17 protein-coding genes are annotated in these 21,182 nt (G+C 71.1%); 10 read left to right on the forward strand and 7 right to left on the reverse strand.

What is annotated here, in order from left to right; translation table 11 throughout:
• Positions 1–170 precede the first annotated feature (170 nt).
• From ACIQ1J_RS33220 to ACIQ1J_RS33235, 4 genes are read left to right on the forward strand one after another with little or no spacing between them, the layout of a single operon-like run.
• Entirely contained in the window at positions 171–1,433 is a 1,263-nt protein-coding gene (locus ACIQ1J_RS33220; protein WP_210957715.1) for a glycosyltransferase, read from the forward strand.
• Positions 1,430–3,079, forward strand: a complete 1,650-nt coding sequence (locus ACIQ1J_RS33225; RefSeq protein WP_403562770.1) for a phospholipid carrier-dependent glycosyltransferase — start codon at positions 1,430–1,432, stop codon at positions 3,077–3,079. The genes ACIQ1J_RS33220 and ACIQ1J_RS33225 overlap by 4 nt, the downstream gene beginning before the upstream one ends.
• Positions 3,076–4,266, forward strand: coding sequence for a glycosyltransferase (locus tag ACIQ1J_RS33230; RefSeq protein WP_210957713.1), 1,191 nt, complete (start codon positions 3,076–3,078; stop codon positions 4,264–4,266). Before ACIQ1J_RS33225 ends, ACIQ1J_RS33230 begins: the two co-directional genes overlap by 4 nt.
• The gene (locus tag ACIQ1J_RS33235; RefSeq protein ID WP_403562772.1) at positions 4,263–6,704 is read left to right on the forward strand and encodes a galactose oxidase-like domain-containing protein; all 2,442 of its coding nucleotides are present in this window, start codon (positions 4,263–4,265) and stop codon (positions 6,702–6,704) included. Before ACIQ1J_RS33230 ends, ACIQ1J_RS33235 begins: the two co-directional genes overlap by 4 nt.
• On the opposite strand, the gene ACIQ1J_RS33240 is transcribed toward ACIQ1J_RS33235, so the two are convergent.
• From ACIQ1J_RS33240 to ACIQ1J_RS33250, 3 genes are all read right to left on the reverse strand, one after another.
• Positions 6,701–7,432: a Mut7-C RNAse domain-containing protein gene (locus ACIQ1J_RS33240; protein WP_403562774.1), complete on the reverse strand. Its 732-nt coding sequence runs from the start codon at positions 7,430–7,432 to the stop codon at positions 6,701–6,703. The genes ACIQ1J_RS33235 and ACIQ1J_RS33240 overlap by 4 nt on opposite strands.
• Positions 7,433–7,506: 74 nt before the next feature.
• Entirely contained in the window at positions 7,507–8,154 is a 648-nt protein-coding gene (locus tag ACIQ1J_RS33245; RefSeq protein WP_403562776.1) for a TetR/AcrR family transcriptional regulator, read from the reverse strand.
• 132 nt (positions 8,155–8,286) lie between these two features.
• Entirely contained in the window at positions 8,287–8,991 is a 705-nt protein-coding gene (locus ACIQ1J_RS33250) for a hemolysin III family protein (protein WP_403562778.1), read from the reverse strand.
• 296 nt (positions 8,992–9,287) lie between these two features.
• Here ACIQ1J_RS33250 and ACIQ1J_RS33255 point away from each other — a divergent pair, with 296 nt between their 5' ends.
• On the forward strand, positions 9,288–11,138 hold the full coding sequence (locus ACIQ1J_RS33255; RefSeq protein WP_403562780.1) for a phosphoenolpyruvate carboxykinase (GTP): 1,851 nt from the start codon (positions 9,288–9,290) through the stop codon (positions 11,136–11,138).
• A gap of 408 nt (positions 11,139–11,546) precedes the next feature.
• On the opposite strand, the gene ACIQ1J_RS33260 is transcribed toward ACIQ1J_RS33255, so the two are convergent.
• The 4 genes from ACIQ1J_RS33260 to ACIQ1J_RS33275 all read right to left on the reverse strand — a co-directional run bounded on the left by ACIQ1J_RS33260 (position 11,547) and on the right by ACIQ1J_RS33275 (position 16,296).
• The gene (locus tag ACIQ1J_RS33260) at positions 11,547–11,969 is read right to left on the reverse strand and encodes a hypothetical protein (protein WP_403562782.1); all 423 of its coding nucleotides are present in this window, start codon (positions 11,967–11,969) and stop codon (positions 11,547–11,549) included.
• A 100-nt stretch (positions 11,970–12,069) separates the two neighbouring features.
• Positions 12,070–13,281, reverse strand: a complete 1,212-nt coding sequence (locus ACIQ1J_RS33265; protein ID WP_403562784.1) for a pyridoxal phosphate-dependent aminotransferase — start codon at positions 13,279–13,281, stop codon at positions 12,070–12,072.
• Positions 13,282–13,377: 96 nt separating this feature from the next.
• Complete coding sequence (locus ACIQ1J_RS33270; RefSeq protein WP_403562786.1) at positions 13,378–14,988, reverse strand: amidohydrolase family protein; 1,611 nt, start codon at positions 14,986–14,988, stop codon at positions 13,378–13,380.
• A 24-nt stretch (positions 14,989–15,012) separates the two neighbouring features.
• The gene (locus ACIQ1J_RS33275; RefSeq protein WP_403562788.1) at positions 15,013–16,296 is read right to left on the reverse strand and encodes an amino acid deaminase; all 1,284 of its coding nucleotides are present in this window, start codon (positions 16,294–16,296) and stop codon (positions 15,013–15,015) included.
• A 138-nt stretch (positions 16,297–16,434) separates the two neighbouring features.
• On the opposite strand from ACIQ1J_RS33275, the gene ACIQ1J_RS33280 reads away from it, so the two are divergent.
• The 5 genes from ACIQ1J_RS33280 to ACIQ1J_RS33300 all read left to right on the forward strand — a co-directional run bounded on the left by ACIQ1J_RS33280 (position 16,435) and on the right by ACIQ1J_RS33300 (position 21,128).
• Positions 16,435–17,475 carry a sugar kinase gene (locus tag ACIQ1J_RS33280; RefSeq protein WP_403562790.1) on the forward strand — a complete coding sequence of 347 codons (1,041 nt, stop codon included), beginning with the start codon at positions 16,435–16,437 and terminating at the stop codon, positions 17,473–17,475.
• Positions 17,472–18,275 (forward strand): IclR family transcriptional regulator, encoded by an 804-nt coding sequence (locus ACIQ1J_RS33285; RefSeq protein ID WP_403562792.1) that lies wholly within the window; start codon positions 17,472–17,474, stop codon positions 18,273–18,275. The genes ACIQ1J_RS33280 and ACIQ1J_RS33285 overlap by 4 nt, the downstream gene beginning before the upstream one ends.
• Complete coding sequence (locus ACIQ1J_RS33290) at positions 18,272–18,682, forward strand: RidA family protein (protein WP_210957701.1); 411 nt, start codon at positions 18,272–18,274, stop codon at positions 18,680–18,682. The genes ACIQ1J_RS33285 and ACIQ1J_RS33290 overlap by 4 nt, the downstream gene beginning before the upstream one ends.
• A 122-nt stretch (positions 18,683–18,804) precedes the next feature.
• Complete coding sequence (locus ACIQ1J_RS33295) at positions 18,805–20,292, forward strand: GntP family permease (protein WP_403562794.1); 1,488 nt, start codon at positions 18,805–18,807, stop codon at positions 20,290–20,292.
• 77 nt (positions 20,293–20,369) lie between these two features.
• Entirely contained in the window at positions 20,370–21,128 is a 759-nt protein-coding gene (locus ACIQ1J_RS33300) for a hypothetical protein (RefSeq protein ID WP_403562796.1), read from the forward strand.
• The last annotated feature ends 54 nt before the right edge of the window (positions 21,129–21,182 follow it).

A 21,182-nucleotide genomic window follows, 5' to 3' on the forward strand; every position in this document is an offset into this window, starting at 1 on the left:
GCGAATTGTTCAGACCTGGTCCTCATGGTGAGGAAACACGCTCTTCACTCAAACACCTTATGGGTTTCACAGGTTGCCCCTAATCTCTTCATCATGACGCGGCGGAGCGGGCGCCCGATCCGGGTTGCTCCGTCGCGCAGGGGGAGTTCAAAGATCTGGGGGGATCTTTCTTGCTTACGTCCGTCTTCATCGCTGCCGTTTCACTGGCACTCTTCTGGATGGCGGCGTTCACGCTCTGGTGGCAGATGCACGCCTGGCGTACGCCGGAGGTACTCGCCTCCACCCGGTTCAGCCGGCCCGACGGCGACGAGCACGTGTCGTTCTCGCTGCTCCTGCCCGCACGGCACGAGCAGGCCGTGCTCGACCACACCATCCAGCGGCTGCTGACCTCGTCCCACACCGACTTCGAGATCATCGTGATCGTCGGACACGACGATCCCGAGACCACCGCCGTCGCCGAGAAGGCCGCCGGCCGCGATCCGCGCGTCCGGGTCGTCGTCGACACCCACGAGAAGAAGAACAAGCCGAAGGCCATGAACACGGCGCTGCCGCACTGCCGCGGCGACGTCGTCGGGGTCTTCGACGCCGAGGACCAGGTCCACCCCGAACTGCTCGCCCACGTCGACCACGCCTTCCGCACCACCGGCGCCGACGTCGTGCAGGGCGGGGTCCAGCTGATCAACTTCCACTCCAGCTGGTACAGCCTGCGCAACTGCCTGGAGTACTTCTTCTGGTTCCGCTCCCGGCTGCACCTGCACGCGCAGAAGGGGTTCATCCCGCTCGGCGGCAACACCGTCTTCGTCCGCACCGACGTGCTGCGGGCGGCCGACGGCTGGGACCCGAACTGCCTGGCCGAGGACTGCGACCTCGGCGTCCGGCTCTCCAGCGTCGGCAAGAAGGTCGTCGTCGCCTACGACTCCGACATGGTGACCCGGGAGGAGACCCCGGGCTCGCTGGTCTCCCTGCTCAAGCAGCGCACCCGCTGGAACCAAGGCTTCCTCCAGGTGTACCGGAAGAAGGACTGGAAGCAACTGCCCACCTTCACCCAGCGGTTGCTGGCCCGCTACACCCTGATGACGCCCTTCCTGCAAGCCTTCACCGGCGTCATCATTCCGCTCAACGTGGCCATCGCGCTCCTCCTGGACGTGCCCGTCGGCATCGCCTTCGTCACCTTCCTGCCGGCCGTCACCGCCCTGGTCACCTTCGTCTTCGAGGTCGTCGGACTGCACGACTTCGGCCGGCAGTACGGCCTGCGGGTCCGCTTCACGCACTACCTGAAGCTGATCGTCGGCGGCCCCTTCTACCAGGTACTCCTCGCCGGGGCCGCCGTCCGCGCCGTATGGCGTGAGCAGCGCGGCCGCAACGACTGGGAGCTGACCAGCCACGTGGGCGCGCACCTCGCGCCCGTGGAACGAGAGGACGTTCCCGCGTGACCTCCACCCTCCCCGCGGCGACCGGCACCAAGGTCCCCGCGCAGCGCCGGCCTGCGCACGACACCGGCCCGCCCCCCGAACCGAAGGCGCCGCCAAGCCGCCTTCGCTCCTCGCGCCCCGACCTGCTGCTGTGCGGCGGACTCCTCGTGGCGATCATGCTCGTGCAGGGCTGGAACATCTCCGACTACCCGACCCTCAGCGACGACGAGGGCACCTACCTCGCCCAGGCCTGGGCCGTCCAGCAGGGCGAGGGGCTGGCCCACTACACCTACTGGTACGACCACCCGCCGCTCGGCTGGATCCAGATAGCCGTGCTGACCTGGATCCCCGCGCTGCTCAGCCCCGATTCGATGACGGTCGGCGCCATGCGCGGCGTGATGCTGATCGTCAGCGCCGTCTCCGCCGTCCTCGTCTACGTCATCGCCCGCCGCCTCTCCCTGCCCCGCTGGGCGGCCGGGCTCGCCATGGCCCTCTTCGGCCTCTCCCCGCTGTCGGTGGTCCTCCAGCGGGAGATCTTCCTCGACAACCTCGCGGTGATGTGGACGCTGCTGGCCTTCGCGCTCGCCGCCTCCCCGAGCCGCCACCTGTGGCACCACTTCGGCGCGGGCATCGTCGCCGCCACGGCCGTGCTCACCAAGGAGACGATGCTCGTCGTCCTGCCCGCCCTGCTGGTCACCATGTGGCGGCACAGCCACCGGGACACCCGCAAGTTCGCGCTGACCGGCGCCGTCACGGCCTGCGTCCTCATCGGGTTCTCGTATCCGCTCTTCGCCCTGCTCAAGGGCGAGCTGCTGCCGGGCAGCGGGCACGTCTCCCTGTGGGAGGGCATCGAGTACCAGCTCACCCGCCCCGGCTCCGGCTTCATCCTCGACGAGGGCTCCGGATCCTGGGGCGTCCTCCAGTCCTGGCTGTACTACGACCGCGTGCTGCCGCTCGGCGGCCTCGCCGGGGCGCTGCTCCTGCTCGTCACCTGGAGCTGGTCGGTCACCGCGCGGGCGCTCGCCGGACCGGCGCTGACGGTCGCGATCCTCGCCGGTCTCGCCCTGCGCCCCACCGGCTACCTGCCCGCGATGTACGTCATCCAGGCCCTGCCCTTCCTCGCCCTGGTCCTGGCCGGCGGCGCGGCGAGCGTCGCCCACGCCGTACTGCGCAGATGGCGCACCGAGGCCGAGAAACGAGGGCTCACCATCGGCCGGTACGCGCTCGCCGGCGTCCTGGTGCTGACCGCCGGCGCCTACGTCGTACCCCGCTGGTACGACGGCGCCCGCACCGCGGTCACGGCCGACGCCAACGCTCCCTACGAGGCCGCCGCCGACTGGCTGGCGACCGAGGTGCCGAATCCGGAGGACACCCGCGTCCTCGTCGACGACGCGCTCTGGCTGGACCTCGTGCACGCCGGATACGAACCCGGACTCGGGGTCATCTGGTTCTACAAGGCCGACCTCGACCCGGCGGTGACGAAGACGATGCCGGGCGGCTGGCGCGACATCGACTACGTGGTCGCCTCCCCGACCGTGCGGCGCGACGCGGTCGACCTGCCCAACGTCAAGGCCGCCATGAACCATTCGGCCCCGGTCGCCGTCTTCGGCACCGGTGCGGACCGCATCGAGATCCGCCGTATCCAGCCTTCCGGAGCCGCCCGATGAGCCACGAGTCCACCGTCCCCGACGAGCTGGGACGTCCGGCCGTAGGCGCCTCGGAGGTGCCCGAGCCGGGCGCCGTCACCATCGTCGTACCGACCTTCAACGAGTCGGGGAACGTACGGCGGCTGCTGCACCTGATCACCGAGTCCGTACCCGCCCGGCTGCCCTGCGAGGTCGTCTTCGTGGACGACTCCACCGACGACACCCCGGACGTGATCCGCGAGGCGGCGCTCGACTGCCCCTTCCCGGTCACCGTCCTGCACCGGGACGAGCCGGCCGGCGGGCTCGGCGGCGCGGTCGTCGAGGGCATGAAGGCGGCCGGGTCGGACTGGATCGTCGTCATGGACGGCGACTGCCAGCACCCGCCCTCCCTGGTGCCGGAGCTGGTCGCCACCGGCGAGCGGTCGAACGCCGGACTCGTCGTCGCCTCCCGCTACATCAAGGGCGGCAGCCGCGCCGGGCTGGCGGGCAGCTACCGGATCGCCGTCTCGCGCGCGGCGACCTGGCTGACCAAGGCGCTCTTCCCGCGCCGGCTGCACGGCGTCAGCGACCCGATGAGCGGCTTCTTCGCCATCCGCCGCAGCGAGGTCACCGCCGAGGTCCTCAAGCCCCTCGGCTACAAGATCCTCCTCGAACTCGCCGTGCGCAGCCGCCCCCAGGCGGTCACCGAGGTGCCGTTCGTCTTCGAGGAGCGGTTCGCCGGGGAGTCCAAGTCCACGGCGCAGGAGGGGCTGCGTTTCCTGCGCCACCTGGCCGGACTGCGCACCACCTCGCCGCTGGCCCGCATGGTCGCCTTCGGGCTGATCGGCCTGAGCGGCTTCGTGCCGAACCTGGCCGCGCTGTGGGCGCTGACCGAGGCGGGCGTGCACTACCTGCCCGCCGAGATAGTCGCCAACCAGTTCGGCGTGGCCTGGAACTTCCTGCTCCTGGAGCGGCTGCTCTTCCGCGACCGGCGCCGGCACCGGCACTGGGCCGACCGGACCCTGCGGTTCGGGCTGATCGCCAACGCCGACCTGGTACTGCGCATACCGCTGATCGCCCTGCTCGTCGGGGAGTTCGGGCTGACCGTGCTGCCGGCCACCGCTCTGGCCCTCGTCGTCACCTTCGTCCTGCGCTTCGCCGGGACGGAGGCGCTCGTGTACCTCCCGCGCCGGCGCCGTACGGCCCGCACAGCAAGGAGTGAGGCATGAGAAGTGGACCGCGAAGGAGCCCTCGCGGGGCCCTGCGGCGGAGAACCTCCGCCCTCCTGGCGGTGTCCGCCCTCACCGGCGGGCTCCTCCTCACCGCGCCCCAGCCCGCCTCGGCCGCCAACCTCGTCACGAACCCCGGCTTCGAGACCGCCGGCACCGGCGACATGCCGTACTGCTGGTCGAAGTCCGGCTGGGGCGACAACGACTTCACCTTCGAGACGGTCGCCGACGCCCACACCGGCAGCAAGGCCATGAAGGTCGAGCTGACCCGCCGGGCCGACGGCGACCGCAAGGCCCTGATCACCGAGTCCACCGACTGCGCGCCGGTGGTGACGGAGGGCAAGCAGTACGACCTCTCCCTCTGGTACAAGTCGACGACTCCGGACACCTCCCTCACCCTCTTCCGGCACGACGCCGCCGGCGGCTGGCAGTACTGGACCGACCTCAAGACCCTCGACCTGGCCGCCGACTGGACCGGGGCCGGCGTCCGCACGCCCGAGGTCCCGGCCGGCACCGACCGCATCAGCTGGGGCGTCTCCGTCTACGGCACCGGCTCGGCGACCACCGACGACTACACGATGGAGCAGGTCGTCGACCCGGTCCCGGACCCGGATTGCACCGGCACCGCCGAGGAGTGCGCGAACGGCCGCTGGGACGTGCTGCCCACGCAGAACCCGGTCCGCTCCATGCACTCCGTCGTCCTCCACAACGGCAAGGTGCTGCTGATCGCGGGCTCCGGCAACGACCCGGAGATGTTCGAGGCGGGCACCTTCACGTCGGCGGTCTACGACCCGCAGACCGGCGACTACACGACGATCCCCACGCCCAAGGACATGTTCTGCGCCGGGCACGTGCAGCTCGAGGACGGCCGTGTCCTCGTCATGAGCGGCAACAAGGGCTATCCGTCCGCGGACGGCACGATCGGCTACCAGGGCTACAAGGACTCGTACATCTTCGACCCGGAGACCGAGACCTACGTCAAGACCAACGACATGAACGACGGCCACTGGTACCCGTCGGCGACGATCCTCGGCAACGGCGACGTCATCTCCTTCGGCGGCCTGCGCGAGGACTCCACCGGGTCGGTGACGGCCGACCTGTGGTCCGACGAGCAGCAGAAGTGGCTGCCGACCTGGCAGGTCAACCAGACCTGGTCCTACTGGGGTCTGTACCCGTCGATGATCCTGATGCAGGACGGGCGGCTCTTCTACTCCGGCAGCCACGTCTTCGGCAACAACATCCCGGGCACCGGCTCGGCGATCTACGACTACGGCGCCAACAGCATCACCCAGGTGCCGGGCCTCCAGGACAAGGACGAACGCGACCAGTCCGCCAGCGTGCTGCTGCCCCCGGCGCAGGACCAGAAGGTGCTGACCATCGGCGGCGGCAACAACGACTCCAACCCGGACGCCAACCGGCTGACCGACATCATCGACCTCAAGGAGCCCAACCCCGCGTACACGGCCGGGCCGCCGCTCCCGCAGGGCACCGTCGACCTCGGCAACGGCCCGGTCCCGCAGACCGGCGACCAGGGCAAAATGTACGTCTCCACCGTCCTGCTGCCCGACGGCACGGTGCTGGAGACCGGCGGCGCCCTGCACAACCGGGCCAACCCGGTCTTCGAAACGTCGATCTTCGATCCGGAGACGGAGACCTTCGACCCGGTGGCCTTCGACCCGGAGGCGCGCGGCTACCACTCCTCGGCGTTCCTGCTGCCCGACGGCCGGGTGATGACGACCGGCGACAACCCGGGCAACGGCTCCTGGAACCACGACGTGTCGGTCTACACGCCGCCCTACCTGCTCAGGGGCGAGCGTCCGGCGATCACCTCGGTCATCGACACCGAGTGGAACTACGGCGACACCCAGCGGATCACCGTCGACCGGCCGATCGCCAAGGCGGAGCTGATCCGCCCGGCCGCCGTGACGCACTCCTCGGACCCGAACCAGCGGTTCGTGGACCTGCCGCTGTCGGTGGACGGCGACAACGTCGACCTGAACGTGACGAGCAACCCGAACCTGGCGCCGCCCGGCTGGTACATGCTCTTCGCGGTCGACGCGAACGGCGTGCCGTCGGTGGCGAAGTGGGTGCACCTCGACGGCCCGCGGGCGCTCAGCACCAAGGACGCCTCCGCGCACGTCCACTCCTTCGCCGACGCCCCGTCCGGCAAGGTCGCGGGGCCCGGCAAGAAGCGCGAGTCGCACCCGGTCGGCCCCACCGTCTCCGGCTGCGACCGGCACTACGGCTCCGCCAACGTCTGCGTGCCGACCGCCTTCCCGGAAGAGGTCGAGGCGACGACGGCCGACCGCTGCACCTGGCTCCAGGAGCACGACTACGGCCGCCTGAAGGTCAACGGCAAGGACGACCCGCTGAAGCTGGACCGCGACCGCGACGGCCTCGCCTGCGGGAAGGGGGACGTGCGCGGGAAGAGGCGCTAACGCTCCCGCCGCGACTCGGTGAGGGCGCGCTCCACGATGGCCTCCAGCTGCTCGTGGTGCGCGCCCCTCCAGTACGCGCGCCCGCAGGCGAGGCACTTCGCGAACACGTCGTACGACCGCTCGGTCCCGCCCTTGAGCTGGTCCGCCACCTCGTCCTTGGTGGCCTCCTTCAGCAGCCCGTTGCAGGCGGTGCACCTGGTCCACGGGCGCAGCTCGGGCCGGAACCGGTCCAGGACCTCCCGGAGCTGGTCGTCGGGGCGGGTGCTGTAGACGTAGGCGCCGGCCCACAGTTCCCGGCGGCGCAGCAGGCCGCGGTCGCGGCTGAGCATGACCCGCTTCTCGGCCGCCGACAGCGCCGCGAGCGCCGGGTCGCCGAGGTCCGTCGACTCGTACGCCGTGTCCACGCCGAGCAGCCGCAGCCGGCGGGCGAGGGTCCCGAGGTGCACGTCGAGCAGGAAGCGCAGGGGAGCGCCCGGGACCCGCTGGGGACGGGCCACGGGCCGTACGCTCACGGACTCGCCGCCCGTGGGGACGTGGCCCGGCGGCACCTCGCGGCCGTCCACGAGGAGCGTGCCGACCTCGGTCAGCGGAACGCCGAGGGACTCGACGACATGGCCGAGCGTGGAGACGCCGTCGGTGGCCGCGCGGGCGGCGCCGGTGGGGCGGGCGCGCGGTACGAACAGGTGCAGCTCGGGGGCGAACTCGACGTGGATCTCGGGACCGTTCACCCGGTCAGGATGCCATGGGGCAGGGGGGTGGCCTCAGTCTTTTCCGGGAGTCGGCAGGCCGTGCTCCAGGACGTTCAGGAGTCTTTTCCGGGAGACGGCAGGCCGTGCTCCAGGACGTCCAGGGCGCGTTCGACCAGGTCGGCCAGGTTCTCCTCGTGGTCGTGCTCGGCCCAGTACCGCGAGGCCTCCAGCAGGCCGCCGACCAGGGACATGGAGAGGACCCGCACCTCCAGGCCCCCGGGGGCGAGACCGGTGCGGTCGGCGATGGCGCGGCCGAGCAGGCGGCCGGTGACCGACATGCTCTCCACCATCCGCGAGCGCACCGCGGGCACCTCCGCCAGCAGCCGTGCCCTCAGCCGGGTCAGCTCGGCTTCCTCGCCGGCGCCGTGTTCGACGGCCTTGCGCATGACGTGCCGCACGGAGGCCGGCCACGGCTCGTCGGCGGGCCGGGCGGCCAGCTCCGCCGCCATGACCGGGTCGTACTCGTCCGTGAGGACGATGTCCTCCTTGGCGGGGAAGTAGCGGAAGAGAGTCGACGGCGACACTTCGGCGCGGTCGGCGATCTGCTCCGTCGTCGTCGCGTCGTACCCCTGCTCCCGGATCAGCGCGTAGGCCGCGGCACGGATGGCCTCCCGGGTCCTGGCCTTCTTCCGCTCCCGCAGACCCGGCGAGCGGGGGCCGTCGGCGGGGGAGCGGGGAGAGCGGGAGCGTGCGGCCGTCATGGGGTCATTGTCGGCCATGGGGCGGCGCGGAGCCGCCGGGCGATGCACCGGACGTCGCGCGCAGCGCGTAGGCCCTGTCGTCGAACTCCCGTCCGCCCTCCGGGCGGACGACGGGAGGGCGGACGGCAGGACCTAGTACGCGATCAGCGAGATCCCCACGTAGTGCGCGATGAAGGCCGCCAGCGTGAAGGAGTGGAAGACCTCGTGGAAGCCGAACCAGCGCGGTGACGGGTTGGGGCGCTTGAGGCCGTAGATCACGCCGCCCGCGCTGTAGAGCAGGCCGCCCACGATCACCAGGACGAGGACGGCGACGCCGCCGGCCCGCATGAACTCGGGGAGGTAGAACACGGCCGCCCAGCCCATGGCGAGGTAGCAGGGGGTGTAGAGCCAGCGCGGGGCGCCGACCCAGAAGACGCGGAAGAGGATGCCCGCCGCCGCGGCGGCCCAGATGCCCCACAGCAGCCACCGGCCCTTGGACTCGGGCAGCAGGAGCATCGTGAGCGGGGTGTAGGTGCCCGCGATGATCAGGAAGATGTTGGCGTGGTCGAGACGGCGCAGTACGCCGTCCATCCGCGGGCTCCAGTCGCCCCGGTGGTAGAGCGCGCTGACGCCGAACAGCAGGCAGGCCGTCAGGACGTAGATCCCGCAGGCGATGCGTGCTTCGGTCGACTCGGCGAGGGCGGTGAGGACCAGGCCCGCGACGAGGACGGCCGGGAACATGCCGAGATGCAGCCAGCCGCGCAGCTTCGGCTTGACCGGATGCGGCAGGGAGAGCGCTACGGGACCGCGGCCGTCGGTGGGCGTGTCCCTGGGCGCGTCGGAGGCGGACGCAGTCATGGCGCCATCGTACCTACGGGACCGTAAGTTACGCATCAGTACAGACGGTCGCGGGCGGTGAGTGGTCATCCTCTCATGGGGTACCCGGCGACGCATCCCCGTAAATCCCCGATGTGGGCACGTGGCGATCCTCACGCCGCTCAGGTGTGACGCCCTCTGGACAGATGGGCGCTCACGTCGGATGATCAAATGAGTGCGGTCGACACCGGATGAGCGCCCAAGAGGTCAACGTCACGCATCCGGGTCGCAGCCCCCACGGGGCCTCCAAACAAAAAATCCCTCATTTAGGAGCAATCGTGGCGCGCGACATCGCTGCTCCCCCCGTCCCCACCAACCACCAGGAGCTGATCTCGTGGGTGAACGAGATCGCCGAACTGACCCAGCCGGACGAAGTGGTCTGGTGTGACGGATCCGAGGCCGAGTACGAGCGCCTGTGCGGGGAGCTCGTCGAGAAGGGCACCTTCCGCAAACTCGACCCGATCAAGCGCCCCAACTCGTACTACGCGGCCTCCGACCCGTCCGACGTCGCGCGCGTCGAGGACCGGACCTTCATCTGCTCCGCCAAGGAGGAGGACGCCGGCCCGACCAACCACTGGAAGGACCCCGCCGAGATGCGGGCCATCTTCACCGGAGCAGGAAACGGTTCCACCGGTGAACAAGGCGAGGGCGGCCTGTTCCGCGGCTCCATGCGCGGCCGGACCATGTACGTCGTGCCCTTCTGCATGGGCCCGCTCGGCTCGCCGCTCTCCGCGCTCGGTGTGGAGATCACCGACTCCGCGTACGTCGCCGTCTCCATGCGCACCATGACCCGCATGGGACAGCCGGTCCTGGACGAGCTGGGCGACGACGGCTTCTTCGTCAAGGCCGTGCACACCCTCGGCGCCCCGCTGGAGCAGGGCCAGGAGGACGTTCCGTGGCCCTGCAACAGCACCAAGTACATCTCGCACTTCCCCGAGGACCGCGAGATCTGGTCCTACGGCTCCGGCTACGGCGGCAACGCCCTGCTCGGCAAGAAGTGCTACGCCCTGCGCATCGCCTCCGTCATGGCCCGCGACGAGGGCTGGCTCGCCGAGCACATGCTCGTGCTGAAGCTGACCCCGCCCACCGGGGCGCCCAAGTACGTCGCCGCCGCCTTCCCGTCGGCCTGCGGCAAGACCAACCTCGCCATGCTGGAGCCCACGATCTCCGGCTGGACCGTGGAGACGATCGGCGACGACATCGCCTGGATGCGCTTCGGCGAGGACGGCCGCCTGTACGCCATCAACCCCGAGGCCGGCTTCTTCGGCGTCGCGCCCGGCACCGGTGAGCACACCAACGCCAACGCGATGAAGACCCTGTGGGGCAACTCCGTCTTCACCAACGTCGCCCTCACCGACGACAACGACGTGTGGTGGGAGGGCATGACCGAGGAGACGCCCGCCCACCTGACGGACTGGAAGGGCAACGACTGGACCCCCGAGTCCGGCACGCCCGCCGCGCACCCCAACGCCCGCTTCACCACCCCCGCCGCGCAGTGCCCGATCATCGCGCCGGAGTGGGAGGACCCCAAGGGCGTGCCGATCTCGGCGATCCTCTTCGGTGGCCGACGGGCGACCGCCGTACCGCTGGTCACCGAGTCCTTCGACTGGAACCACGGCGTCTTCCTCGGCGCCAACGTGGCCTCCGAGAAGACCGCCGCCGCCGAGGGCAAGGTCGGCGAGCTGCGCCGCGACCCCTTCGCCATGCTGCCGTTCTGCGGCTACAACATGGGCGACTACATGGGTCACTGGGTCGACGTGGCCAAGGACAAGGACCAGTCCAAGCTGCCCAAGATCTACTACGTCAACTGGTTCCGCAAGGACGACGAGGGCAAGTTCGTCTGGCCGGGCTTCGGCGAGAACGGCCGCGTCCTGAAGTGGATCGTGGAGCGCCTGGAGGGCAAGGCGGACGGCGTCGAGACCCCGATCGGCGTGCTGCCGACCAAGGAGTCCCTCGACACCGACGGCCTCGACCTCGCCGACGCCGACCTGGAGTTCCTGCTCAGCGTCGACAAGGAGGTGTGGCGCGAGGAGGCGGCGCTCGTCCCCGAGCACCTCAACACCTTCGGCGACCACACGCCCACCGAGCTGTGGGACCAGTACCGCAACCTGGTGCAGCGCCTGGGCTGACCGTCCCCACCCAGCTCCGCGTCCGGTCCGACTAGCCCTGACCCGCGAAGTCGTCACGAAGGCCGGCCGCGAGGGGGTCTCCCCGCGCTCCAGTAGCTCAGCAGTACCCCGGAGCACGGGGAGGTCCCACTCGGGCCGGGTCCCCGCACAACGGCGTGCGGAGGACCCGGCCCTTCAGCATGTCGTCGCCCCGGTGAGCACGCGCCCCGAAGGGGCGCGGGGCTGTGTCGATGTGCGGCTCCGCCGCGCGGGCGCGATCAGCCCTCGACGACGGAAAGCCGCCAACCGGCAGCCGGCCCCACGGCGCATGTGCGAACCGCCGCTCCAGTCCACGCGGTGAATGGCACCCGGCCCGCGCGTCGCTGCGGGTGCGCGCGGGCCGGGGCCGTCGGGGGGAGCCCGGAGGGCTCAGTGGGACGCGAACTCGCGCGGTTCGAGGGCCGCGGCGTGCGCGTCCATGCGCTCGGCGGTCAGGATGGCGACCGCCGTGTCGGCGCGGGAGGCCGCCACCACCAGCGCGCGGCCCGCGAGGGTGTGCGCCCGCCGGTGCAGGGCCGCCATGTGCGGCTCGGGGCGGGCGGCCGCCACCGGCACGCGGGCCGGCGTCTGCCCTCCCCGCAGCCGGGCCACCTGCTCGGCGAGCCGGTCGGCCGCGGTGTCCAGACCGGTGGAGGGGGCCAGCGCGCGCAGCTCGTCCGTGACGGCGAGCAGGGCGGCGAGGTGACCCGCGAGCTGGATGTCCAGCTCTTCCTCACGGGACCGGTGGGGAAAGTCCGAGGTGCCGCCGGCCATCGTGCTGTGGACCGACTTGGTGCGGATCGGTTCGTACATGGGATGGCCTCCTGAGTGCTTCAGGAAACCATCCTACATTGGATTCAATCTAAAGTTGAGGGAGGTCGGGATTTGGCTCGGGCCCAGGATCGGGCTCGGGTCAGGGCTGGCTGTAGCCGTCCAGGAAGTTCCCGATGCGGTCCACCGCCTCGCGCAGGTCCCCGGCGTTCGGCAGGGTCACCACCCGGAAGTGGTCGGGCTCGGGCCAGTTGAAGCCGGTGCCCTGGACGACCATGATCTTCTCCTGGCGCAGCAGGTCCAGGACCATCCGCCGGTCGTCCTTGATCTTGAAGACCTTGGGGTCGAGGCGCGGGAAGAGGTACAGCGCGCCCTTCGGCTTCACGCAGGTCACGCCCGGAATGCTGGTCAGGGCCTCGTGGGCGGCGTCCCGCTGCTCCCGCAGCCGCCCGCCCGGCAGCACCAGCTCGTTGATGGTCTGCCGCCCGCTGAGCGCCGCGACCACGCCGTGCTGGCCCGGCATGTTGGCGCACAGCCGCATGTTCGCCAGGACCGTCAGGCCCTCGATGTAGGACTCGGCGTGCGCGCGCGGGCCGGAGATCGACATCCAGCCGACCCGGTAGCCGGCCACCCGGTACGCCTTCGACATGCCGTTGAAGGTGAGGGTGAGCAGGTCCGGGGCGACCGCGGCGGTCGGGGTGTGCGTGACCTCGTCGTACAGGATCCTGTCGTAGATCTCGTCGGAGCAGACCAGCAGGTTGTGGCGGCGGGCGATGTCGGTCAGCGCGCGCACCATCGCCTCGTCGTAGACCGCGCCCGTCGGGTTGTTCGGGTTGATGATCACGAGCGCCTTGGTGCGGTCGGTGATCTTCCGCTCGACGTCCGCGAGGTCGGGCATCCAGTCGGACTGCTCGTCGCAGCGGTAGTGCACCGCCGTACCGCCGGACAGTGAGACGGCGGCCGTCCACAGGGGGTAGTCGGGCGCCGGGACGAGGACCTCGTCGCCGTCGTCCAGCAGTCCCTGCATCGCCATCACGATCAGCTCGGAGACGCCGTTGCCGATGAAGACGTGCTCGACGTCCGTCTCGATGCCGAGGGTCTGGTTGTGCATGACGACCGCCCGGCGCGCGGCCAGCAGTCCCTTGGCGTCGCCGTAGCCGTGGGCCGTCGAGACGTTGCGGAGGATGTCCTCCAGGATCTCCGGCGGGCACTCGAAACCGAAGGCGGCCGGGTTGCCGGTGTTCAGCTTCAGGATGCGGTGCCCGGCCGCTTCCAGCCGCATCGCCTCCTCGAGCACCGGGCCCCGGATCTCGTAACAGACGTTGGCGAGCTTGGTCGACTGGATCACCTGCATGTCCGTGAGCTTACGACCCGGTTGCGCCTCATGGGTCGTGTTGTCCGCCACGTGGGACGTGCGGTTTGGGTGGATTTCCCCCAGCCGTGCGAACAGCTAGCGGGGTGTCCGCCGCACCGACCGCCCCGCCAGTACGTCCGTCCGCCGCCCGTCCTCCATCACGAACCGCCCGTCGACCAGCACGTACGGGATGCCCGTCGGCAGCACGCGCGGGGTCTCGTACGTGCTGCCCGCCGCGACCGTCGCCGGGTCGAAGAGCACCAGGTCGGCCCGGTACCCCTCGCGGACCAGGCCCCGGTCCGGCAGCCGGAGCCGGGCCGCCGGGCGCGAGGTGAGGTGGGCCACGCACTCCTCCAGCGACAGCACGCCCAGCTCGCGCACGTAGTGGCCCAGGTAGTGCGGGAAGGTGCCGTAGGCGCGCGGGTGCGGCTTGGCGCCCTGGAGGATGCCGTCCGAACCGCCGGTGTGGACCCGGTGCCGCATGATCGCGCGGACGTTCTCCTCGTGGCCGACGTGCTGGAGGATGGTCGGGGCCAGCCGGTCGGTCAGGAGCAGCCGGCGGGCGGTCGTCCACGGGGTCTCGCCGCGCAGCCGCGCCGACTCCAGGACCGTACGGCCGACGTACTCGCCGAGCGCCGGGTCGCCCGTGCCGGAGATCTCGATCGTGTCCCACTCCATGGGCACGCCGTGGCAGCCGTCGGAGCCGATCTCCTCGATGTGGTGGCGGATGCGTTCGGCGGTGTCGTCGTCCGACAGCCGCTTCATGATCTGCTCCGGGCCGCCCGCGCTCGCCCAGCTCGGCAGCATGGCCACGAGGGTGGTGCAGCCGGGGGTGTAGGGGTACGTGTCCAGGGTGATGTCGGCCCCGGTGGACAGGGCTTCGTCGAGCAGGGTCAGCAGCTCGGGCGCCCTGCCCTTGTTCACGCCGAAGTTCATGGTGGCGTGGGCGAGGTGGAGGGGGCACTCCGCCTCGCGGGTCAGCGCCACCATCTCCTCGTACGCCTGGAGGGCCCCGGCGCCGTACGAGCGGTGGTGCGGGCAGTAGTAGCCGCCGTACGACGCCACCACCCGGCACAGCTCGGTCAGCTCGGCGTCCTCGGCGTACATGCCGGGCGTGTACGTCAGCCCGGACGACATGCCGACCGCGCCCTGCTCCATGCCCTCGGCGACCAGGCGGCGCATGTGCTCCAGCTCGGCCTCGGTCGCCGCCCGGTCGTCCCAGCCGACCGCGAGTGCGCGCACCGTGCCCTGCGGGATGAGGTACGCGGCGTTGACCGCGATGCCCCCGTCGAGCCGGTCCAGGTACTCGCCGACCGACCGCCAGTCGAAGTCGATGTCGTCACCGGGGCCGTTCCACCCGGCGATGGCGCGGCGCACCTCGCCGAGGGTGCGGTCGTCGACCGGCGCGTACGACAGTCCGTCCTGGCCGATGACCTCCAGGGTGACGCCCTGGGCGGCCTTGGCGCTGTGGTCGGGGTCCCGCAGCAGCGCCAGGTCGCTGTGGGCGTGCATGTCGATGAAGCCGGGGGCCAGGACCAGGCCCTCGGCGTCCAGCTCACGGCGCGCCTCGGGGCGCTGGCAGCCGGCGGCCGCCGCCTCCTTGACGATCGAGACGATCCGGCCGTCGTCGACCACGACGTCCGCGCGGTAGGAGTCGGCGCCCGAGCCGTCGACGACGTCCGCGTCCCTGAGGACCAGCTCTTCCATGTCCTGCTCCCTTTCCCAGGCGTCTCAGAAGAACGTGCGGATGTAGTCGACGACCGTCCCGTCCGTCTGCGCGACCGGGATGAGCTGCCACTTGTCGAAGGACGTGCACGGGTGGGACAGGCCGGTGCCGAGCCAGTCGCCCACCTCCAGATCCGCTTCCGCGGTCGTGCGCAGCCAGGCGTGCTGGTCGGACAGGCCGGTCACCTCGACGCCGGTGGCCAAACGCTCGGCGCCGTCGCGGCGGACTACCTGGGCGAAGGGCAGGTGGAGGTCGTACGCCGCGTCCCGCTTGCCCGCGTTGGTGAACGCCTGCTCGGGGGAGGGGCGGGAGACGACCTGGCTCCACAGGCGGAACGCGGGCTCCAGGGCGCCCTCCTCGGGGACCCGGTTGAAGGGGGTCAGCTCGCGGTAGTGGCCGTCGTCGTGGGAGACGTAGGCGCCCGAGCGCAGCAGCTTCAATGCCGGCCGGGACAGGTCGGGGACCTCGGCGAACACGTCGGCGACCGCGTCGAACCAGGCGCTGCCGCCCGCGCTCACCACGATGTCCGCCAAGCCGTCGAACCGTCCGGCCTTGTCGAGGTCGACGGCGAGTGCGACCAGCCGCCGCAGCCACGCGTGCACCTTCTCGGGGCCGGCGTCCGGCACCTCGCCCTCGTACCCGGCGACACCGGCCAGCCGCAGCGTCCGCGCGCCGGCCACCGCGTCGGCCACCGCCGCGCACTCGGCCTCCGTGCGGACGCCGGTCCGGGCACCCTCGCCGGCGGCCAGCTCCACCACGACGTCCACCGGGCGGGAGGCACCCGCGTCCGACAGCGCCGCGTCCATCAGCCCGACGCCGCGCACGGAGTCGACGTAGCAGACGAAGCGGAAGTCCGGGTCGGCGTCCAGCTCGGAGGAGATCCAGCGCAGGGCGGCGGCGTCGACCAGCTCGTTGGCCAGGAAGACCCGCTGGATGCCGAAGGCCCGCGCCACCCGTACCTGGTGCGGCACGGCGAGGGTGATGCCCCAGGCGCCGTGCTCGATCTGGCGGTGGAAGAGCTGCGGGGCCATGGAGGTCTTGCCGTGCGGTGCGAAGGCGAGGCCGTGCCGGGTGGCGTACGTCTCCATGAGCCGCAGGTTGTGCTCCAGGCGCTCGGCGGACAGGGCCAGCACGGGGGTGGTGAAACCGCCGGTGAAGAGGTTGCGGCCCTGACGGGTCAGCTCGGCGACGGTCAGGCCGTCGGCGTCCGGCGGGAGGCCCTTGAAACGGTGGTCGACGCGCTCCTCGGCCAGACGGGCGAGGGCTTCGGTGCCGGTGTCGAGGGCCATGGAGCCTCCCTGATCTGATGCGTTGCAAGCAGTGCAACGATCGTTGCGTATATCGCTTACTGCTGTCTAACATCTCGGCCAACGCGGGGTCAACGGATCCGCCGAGGCCCGTGAGAGAGACGAGGAGCCCCCACCATCGTGACCGCCACCGGACCCAGCAGCACCGCCCCCGGCGTCGTGGACGTCGTCGCGCTCGGCGAGTCCATGGTCACCTTCCTTCCCTCCGGGCCCGGGCGGCTCGCCGACGTACCCTCCTTCGACCGGGCCATCGGCGGCGCCGAGTCCAACGTGGCCTGCGTGCTCGCCGCCGCCGGGCACTCCGCCCGCTGGGTCGGCCGGGTCGGCGCCGACGGTTTCGGCGACCACCTCGTCGAGGCGATCGGCGCCTACGGCGTGGACGTCTCCGCGGTGCGCCGCGACCCCGACCGCCCCACCGGCGTGTACTTCCGCACCGCCGGGGACCGGGCCACCGACGCGCACGAGGTGGCGTACTACCGGGCGGGCTCCGCGGCCTCCGCCATGTCGGCCCGGAACATGGACCTCGACGCCATCCGCGCCGGGCGCGTCCTGCACCTCTCCGGCATCACCCCCGCGCTCTCCGCCGACTGCCTCGCCCTGATGCGCGAACTCACCGCCCGCCGCCCCGGCCGGCCCCTCGTCTCCTTCGACGTCAACCACCGCCCCGGGCTGTGGCGCGGGCACGACGACGGCTCGCGGGTGCTGCTGGAACTGGCGCGCGGCGCCGACATCGTGTTCGTCGGCGAGGACGAGGCCTGGGGACCGGGCGGCCCCGAGGCCGTGCGCGCCGCGCTGCCCGAGCCCGGGCTGCTCGTCGTCAAGCAGGGCGCGACCGGCGCCACCGCCTTCCACGGGCCGCACGTCACGTCCGTCCCCGCCCTCACCGTCGACGTCGTGGCCGCCGTCGGCGCGGGCGACGCCTTCGCCGCCGGGTTCCTCTCCGCCACCCTGCGCGACCTGCCCGTCCGTGAGCGCCTGCGGCACGGCCACCTGATGGCCGCCGCCGCCCTCACCGTCCCCGGCGACCTCGCCGCACCCCCGGCCCACGACCACGCCGACCGCCTGGCCGCCCTCGACGACGACGCGTGGGGGAGACTGCGACTCGGCCCCGGCTGGACACAGACCGGCGAACGGGCCGACGAGGAGGTAGGTACCCCATGAGCCAGACCGTCGACCGCGCGCTGAGCATCCTGCCGCTGCTCGCCGAGGGCCCCGCCGACCTGGGCCGGGTCGCCGACCGCCTCGGCGTCCACAAGTCCACGGCCCTGCGCCTGCTGCGGACGCTGCACGAGCACGGCTTCGTCTACCGCCAGTCCGACCAGCGCTACCGGCTCGGCGCCCGGCTGATCGGGCTGGCCCAGGAGGCGATGGAGAACCTCGACGTCCGCGAGATCGCCCACCCCCACCTCGTACGCCTCAACGAGCAGTGCGGACACACCGTCCACCTCGCCGTCCACGAGGAGAACGAGGTCCTCTACATCGACAAGGTGGAGAGCCGCTACCCGGTCCGCATGTACTCCCGGATCGGCAAGCCCGTCGCCATCACCGTCGCCGCGGTGGCCAAGCTGCTGCTCGCCGACCTTCCCGAGAACGAGCGCCGAGCCGCCGTCGAGAAGCTCGACTACCCCCTGTACACGGCCCGTTCGACACCGAACGCCGACGGCTTCCTCAAGGAGCTGGCCAAGGTGCGCGAACAGGGCTGGGCCACCGACCTCGGTGGCCACGAGGAGTCCATCAACTGCGTCGCCGCGCCCATCCGGGGCGCCGACGGCCGGGTGACGGCCGCCATGTCGGTCTCCGCGCCGAACGTCGTCGTCACCGCCGACGAACTCCTCACCCTGCTCCCGCTGGTCCGCCGCACCGCGGACGCCATCAGCGGCGAGTACTCCGGCAGGACCCCCGTGCGGCACACGGATCCTGTGCACCACCCCGAGCACCGCCCCGAGAAGGACACGGTATGACCGACAAGACCGCGCTCACCCCCGCGACCCACACCACTCCGCCGGCGAAGTTCTCCCACGGCGTCAGGAAGGGCAACATCCTCCAGGTCGCCGGCCAGGTCGGCTTCCTCCCGCACGAGGAGGGCAAGGCCCCCACCCCGGCCGGCCCGACCCTGCGCGAGCAGACCCTCCAGACCCTCGCCAACGTCAAGGCGATCCTCGAAGAGGGCGGCGCCTCCTGGGACGACGTGATGATGATCCGCGTCTACCTCACGGACGTGGACCACTTCGCCGAGATGAACGAGATCTACAACGCCTACTTCGGGGAGCAGGGCCTCACCCAGCCGCCCGCCGCGCGCACGACCGTCTACGTCGGTCTGCCCGCCGGACTCCTCATCGAGATCGACGCGCTGGCCGTCCTCGGCTGACCCTCGCCTCCGTCTTTCCCTCCGTCTGACTGTCGCACGGCACGGCGCCCCCCACCCCCGGGGCGCCGTGCCGCGCCCCGCCCTGCTCGAAAGCTGTATGTGTTTACCGCGAGGACCCCCGTATGTCCCCTGTGTCCCTCCAGTTCGCCGCCTCCGCTCCGGCGGAGACACCGCCCCACACCGGTGGCCTGCTCCACCTGATCGACGGCACGGCGGGCCTGCTGACCGTCGCCACGATCGGCATCGTGCTGCTGCTCTTCCTGATCATCAAGGTGCGGCTGCAGCCGTTCGTCGCGCTGCTCGCCGTCTCCATAGCCGTCGGCCTGCTCGCCGGCCTGTCGGTCACCGAACTCTTCGGCACCGTCCAGAAGTCCGACGCCGTCTCCACCATCGAGTCCGGCATGGGCGGCATCCTCGGCCATGTCGCCATCATCATCGGCCTGGGCACCATGCTCGGCGCGATCCTCGAAGTCAGCGGCGGCGCCCAGGTGCTGGCCTCCCGGCTGCTGGGCCTCTTCGGTGAGAAGCGCGCCCCGCTCGCCATGGGCCTGACCGGCCTGATCTTCGGTGTCCCGGTCTTCTTCGACGTCGGCATCTTCGTCCTGGCGCCCATCGTCTACGCCGCCGCCAAGCGCTCCGGCAAGTCGATCCTGCTCTACTGCCTGCCGCTGCTCGCCGGCCTGTCGATGACCCACGCCTTCCTGCCGCCGCACCCCGGCCCGGTGGCCGCCGCCGGACTGCTGAAGGTGGACCTCGGCTGGGTGATCCTCATGGGCATCGTCTGCGGTATCCCGGCCGTGCTCGCCGCCTGGGTGTTCTCCGCCTGGATCGGCCGACGCATCTTCGTGCCCGTGCCGCAGGACATGGTCGAGGCGGCCGAGGAGGCCAAGCAGGCCGTCATCGACGAGCAGAGCAAGGCCGGCGTCGCGCCGCACGAGAGCCCCGTCGCGCTCGGCACGGTCCTCGGCATCATCGGCACCCCGCTGGTCCTCATCCTCGCCGCGACCTTCTCCTCCATCGCCCTGGACGAGTCCACCCTCCGCTCGGTGATCGAGTTCTTCGGCAACCCGTTCGTGGCCCTGACCATCGCCCTGTTCCTCGCCTACTACCTGCTCGGCATCCGGCGCGGCTGGTCCCGCAAGTCCCTGGAGACCGTCTCGACGGCCTCGCTGAAGCCGGTCGGCAACATCCTGCTGGTGGTCGGCGCGGGCGGTGTCTTCGGTGCCGTCCTCAAGGCCAGCGGCGTCGCCCAGGCCCTCTCCGACACCTTCAACGACGTCGGCCTGCCGGTGATCGTCCTCTCCTACCTGATCTCCCTGGTGCTGCGGGTCGCCCAGGGCTCGGCGACGGTGGCCATCGTGACGACGGCGGGCATCGTGGCACCGCTGCTCGCCGAGGGCGACCACTCCCAGGCGTTCGTCGCCCTGGTCATCATGGCCATCTCGGCGGGCTCCATCTTCGCCTCGCACGTCAACGACGGCGGCTTCTGGATGGTCGCCAAGTACTTCGGCATCAGCGAACGGGACACGCTGAAGACGTGGACCGTGCTGGAGAGCGTGCTGTCGGTCGCCGGGTTCGTGGTGGCGGCGGTGCTGAGCCTGTTCGTGTAGGCGTCTCGTGTAGGCGTCTGATAACGAAGTTGGGGCTGGCTGTGTCCGACACAGGATCGTCGACCATACTGCCCGCTGTGGAGCAGCGCAGAGGATCGACCAGCCAGCCCCTGGAAGGCGCCGGATTCGACCCGGCATTCGTCCCCGGGCTCACCGCGCCCGTGCCGGGAGAGCCGGAGAACGAGAGATCGGCGAAGGAGGCGGAGGAGCCCGAGGACGTGCGCGTCTCGGACGGGACCGCGGCTCCCGAACCCGCCGAGCAGGCCGGGAAGCCGGAGGAGGAAGAAGAGACCCCGGACCCCGGAGGCCCCGTCTTCGAGGCCGCCGACCGCCGCGCCCGGATCGTCGCCGACCACAAGGGCGTACGCCTTGCCCTCGACGACCAGAGCTGCGAGTTCCGCTGGGACGAGGTCGGCGCCGTCGAGACGGAGACGGGCCGCTTCGGCAAGCGGTTCACCGTCACGGTGCACACGACGGACCGCCGCTGGTACCCGATCGAGATCGAGGCGACGTCCCGCAGCCGCTTCCCGGAGTGGGAGGGGGCCCTGGACGAGGTCCTGGACGCGTACTTCGAGGACGGCGAGGCGCGCAACGAAGCGGAGGCCGAGGTGAAGGCGGACGCGGAGGCCGAGGCGGACGGGGAGCCCGAGGTGACGGCGGACGCGAAAGCCGAGGCCAAGGCGGACGGGGAGCCCGAGGTGACGGCGGACGCGAAAGCCGAGGCCAAGGCGGACGGGGAGCCCGAGGTGACGGCGGATGCGGAGCCCGAGGTGACGGCGGACGCGAAAGCCGACGCGAACGCGGACGCGAAGCGCAAGGCGAACGGTGACGAGTAGACACATCGCGTGAAGATCCCCGCACGCCCTCTTGTCCCACCGGCCGCCATGAGC

The sequence above is a fragment of the Streptomyces sp. NPDC097107 genome, assembly GCF_044762405.1.
GTDB classification, from domain to species: Bacteria; Actinomycetota; Actinomycetes; order Streptomycetales; family Streptomycetaceae; genus Streptomyces; species Streptomyces thinghirensis.

What these genes read in the sequence shown, in the direction of transcription:
- ACIQ1J_RS33230 (WP_210957713.1), top strand. Translation starts at nt 3,076, where the DNA reads ATGAGCCACGAGTCCACCGTCCCCGACGAGCTGGGACGTCCGGCCGTA.
- ACIQ1J_RS33235 (WP_403562772.1), top strand. Translation starts at nt 4,263, where the DNA reads ATGAGAAGTGGACCGCGAAGGAGCCCTCGCGGGGCCCTGCGGCGGAGA.
- ACIQ1J_RS33245 (WP_403562776.1), bottom strand. Translation starts at nt 8,154, where the DNA reads ATGACGGCCGCACGCTCCCGCTCTCCCCGCTCCCCCGCCGACGGCCCC.
- ACIQ1J_RS33250 (WP_403562778.1), bottom strand. Translation starts at nt 8,991, where the DNA reads ATGACTGCGTCCGCCTCCGACGCGCCCAGGGACACGCCCACCGACGGC.
- ACIQ1J_RS33260 (WP_403562782.1), bottom strand. Translation starts at nt 11,969, where the DNA reads ATGTACGAACCGATCCGCACCAAGTCGGTCCACAGCACGATGGCCGGC.
- ACIQ1J_RS33265 (WP_403562784.1), bottom strand. Translation starts at nt 13,281, where the DNA reads ATGCAGGTGATCCAGTCGACCAAGCTCGCCAACGTCTGTTACGAGATC.
- ACIQ1J_RS33270 (WP_403562786.1), bottom strand. Translation starts at nt 14,988, where the DNA reads ATGGAAGAGCTGGTCCTCAGGGACGCGGACGTCGTCGACGGCTCGGGC.
- ACIQ1J_RS33275 (WP_403562788.1), bottom strand. Translation starts at nt 16,296, where the DNA reads ATGGCCCTCGACACCGGCACCGAAGCCCTCGCCCGTCTGGCCGAGGAG.
- ACIQ1J_RS33285 (WP_403562792.1), top strand. Translation starts at nt 17,472, where the DNA reads ATGAGCCAGACCGTCGACCGCGCGCTGAGCATCCTGCCGCTGCTCGCC.
- ACIQ1J_RS33290 (WP_210957701.1), top strand. Translation starts at nt 18,272, where the DNA reads ATGACCGACAAGACCGCGCTCACCCCCGCGACCCACACCACTCCGCCG.
- ACIQ1J_RS33295 (WP_403562794.1), top strand. Translation starts at nt 18,805, where the DNA reads ATGTCCCCTGTGTCCCTCCAGTTCGCCGCCTCCGCTCCGGCGGAGACA.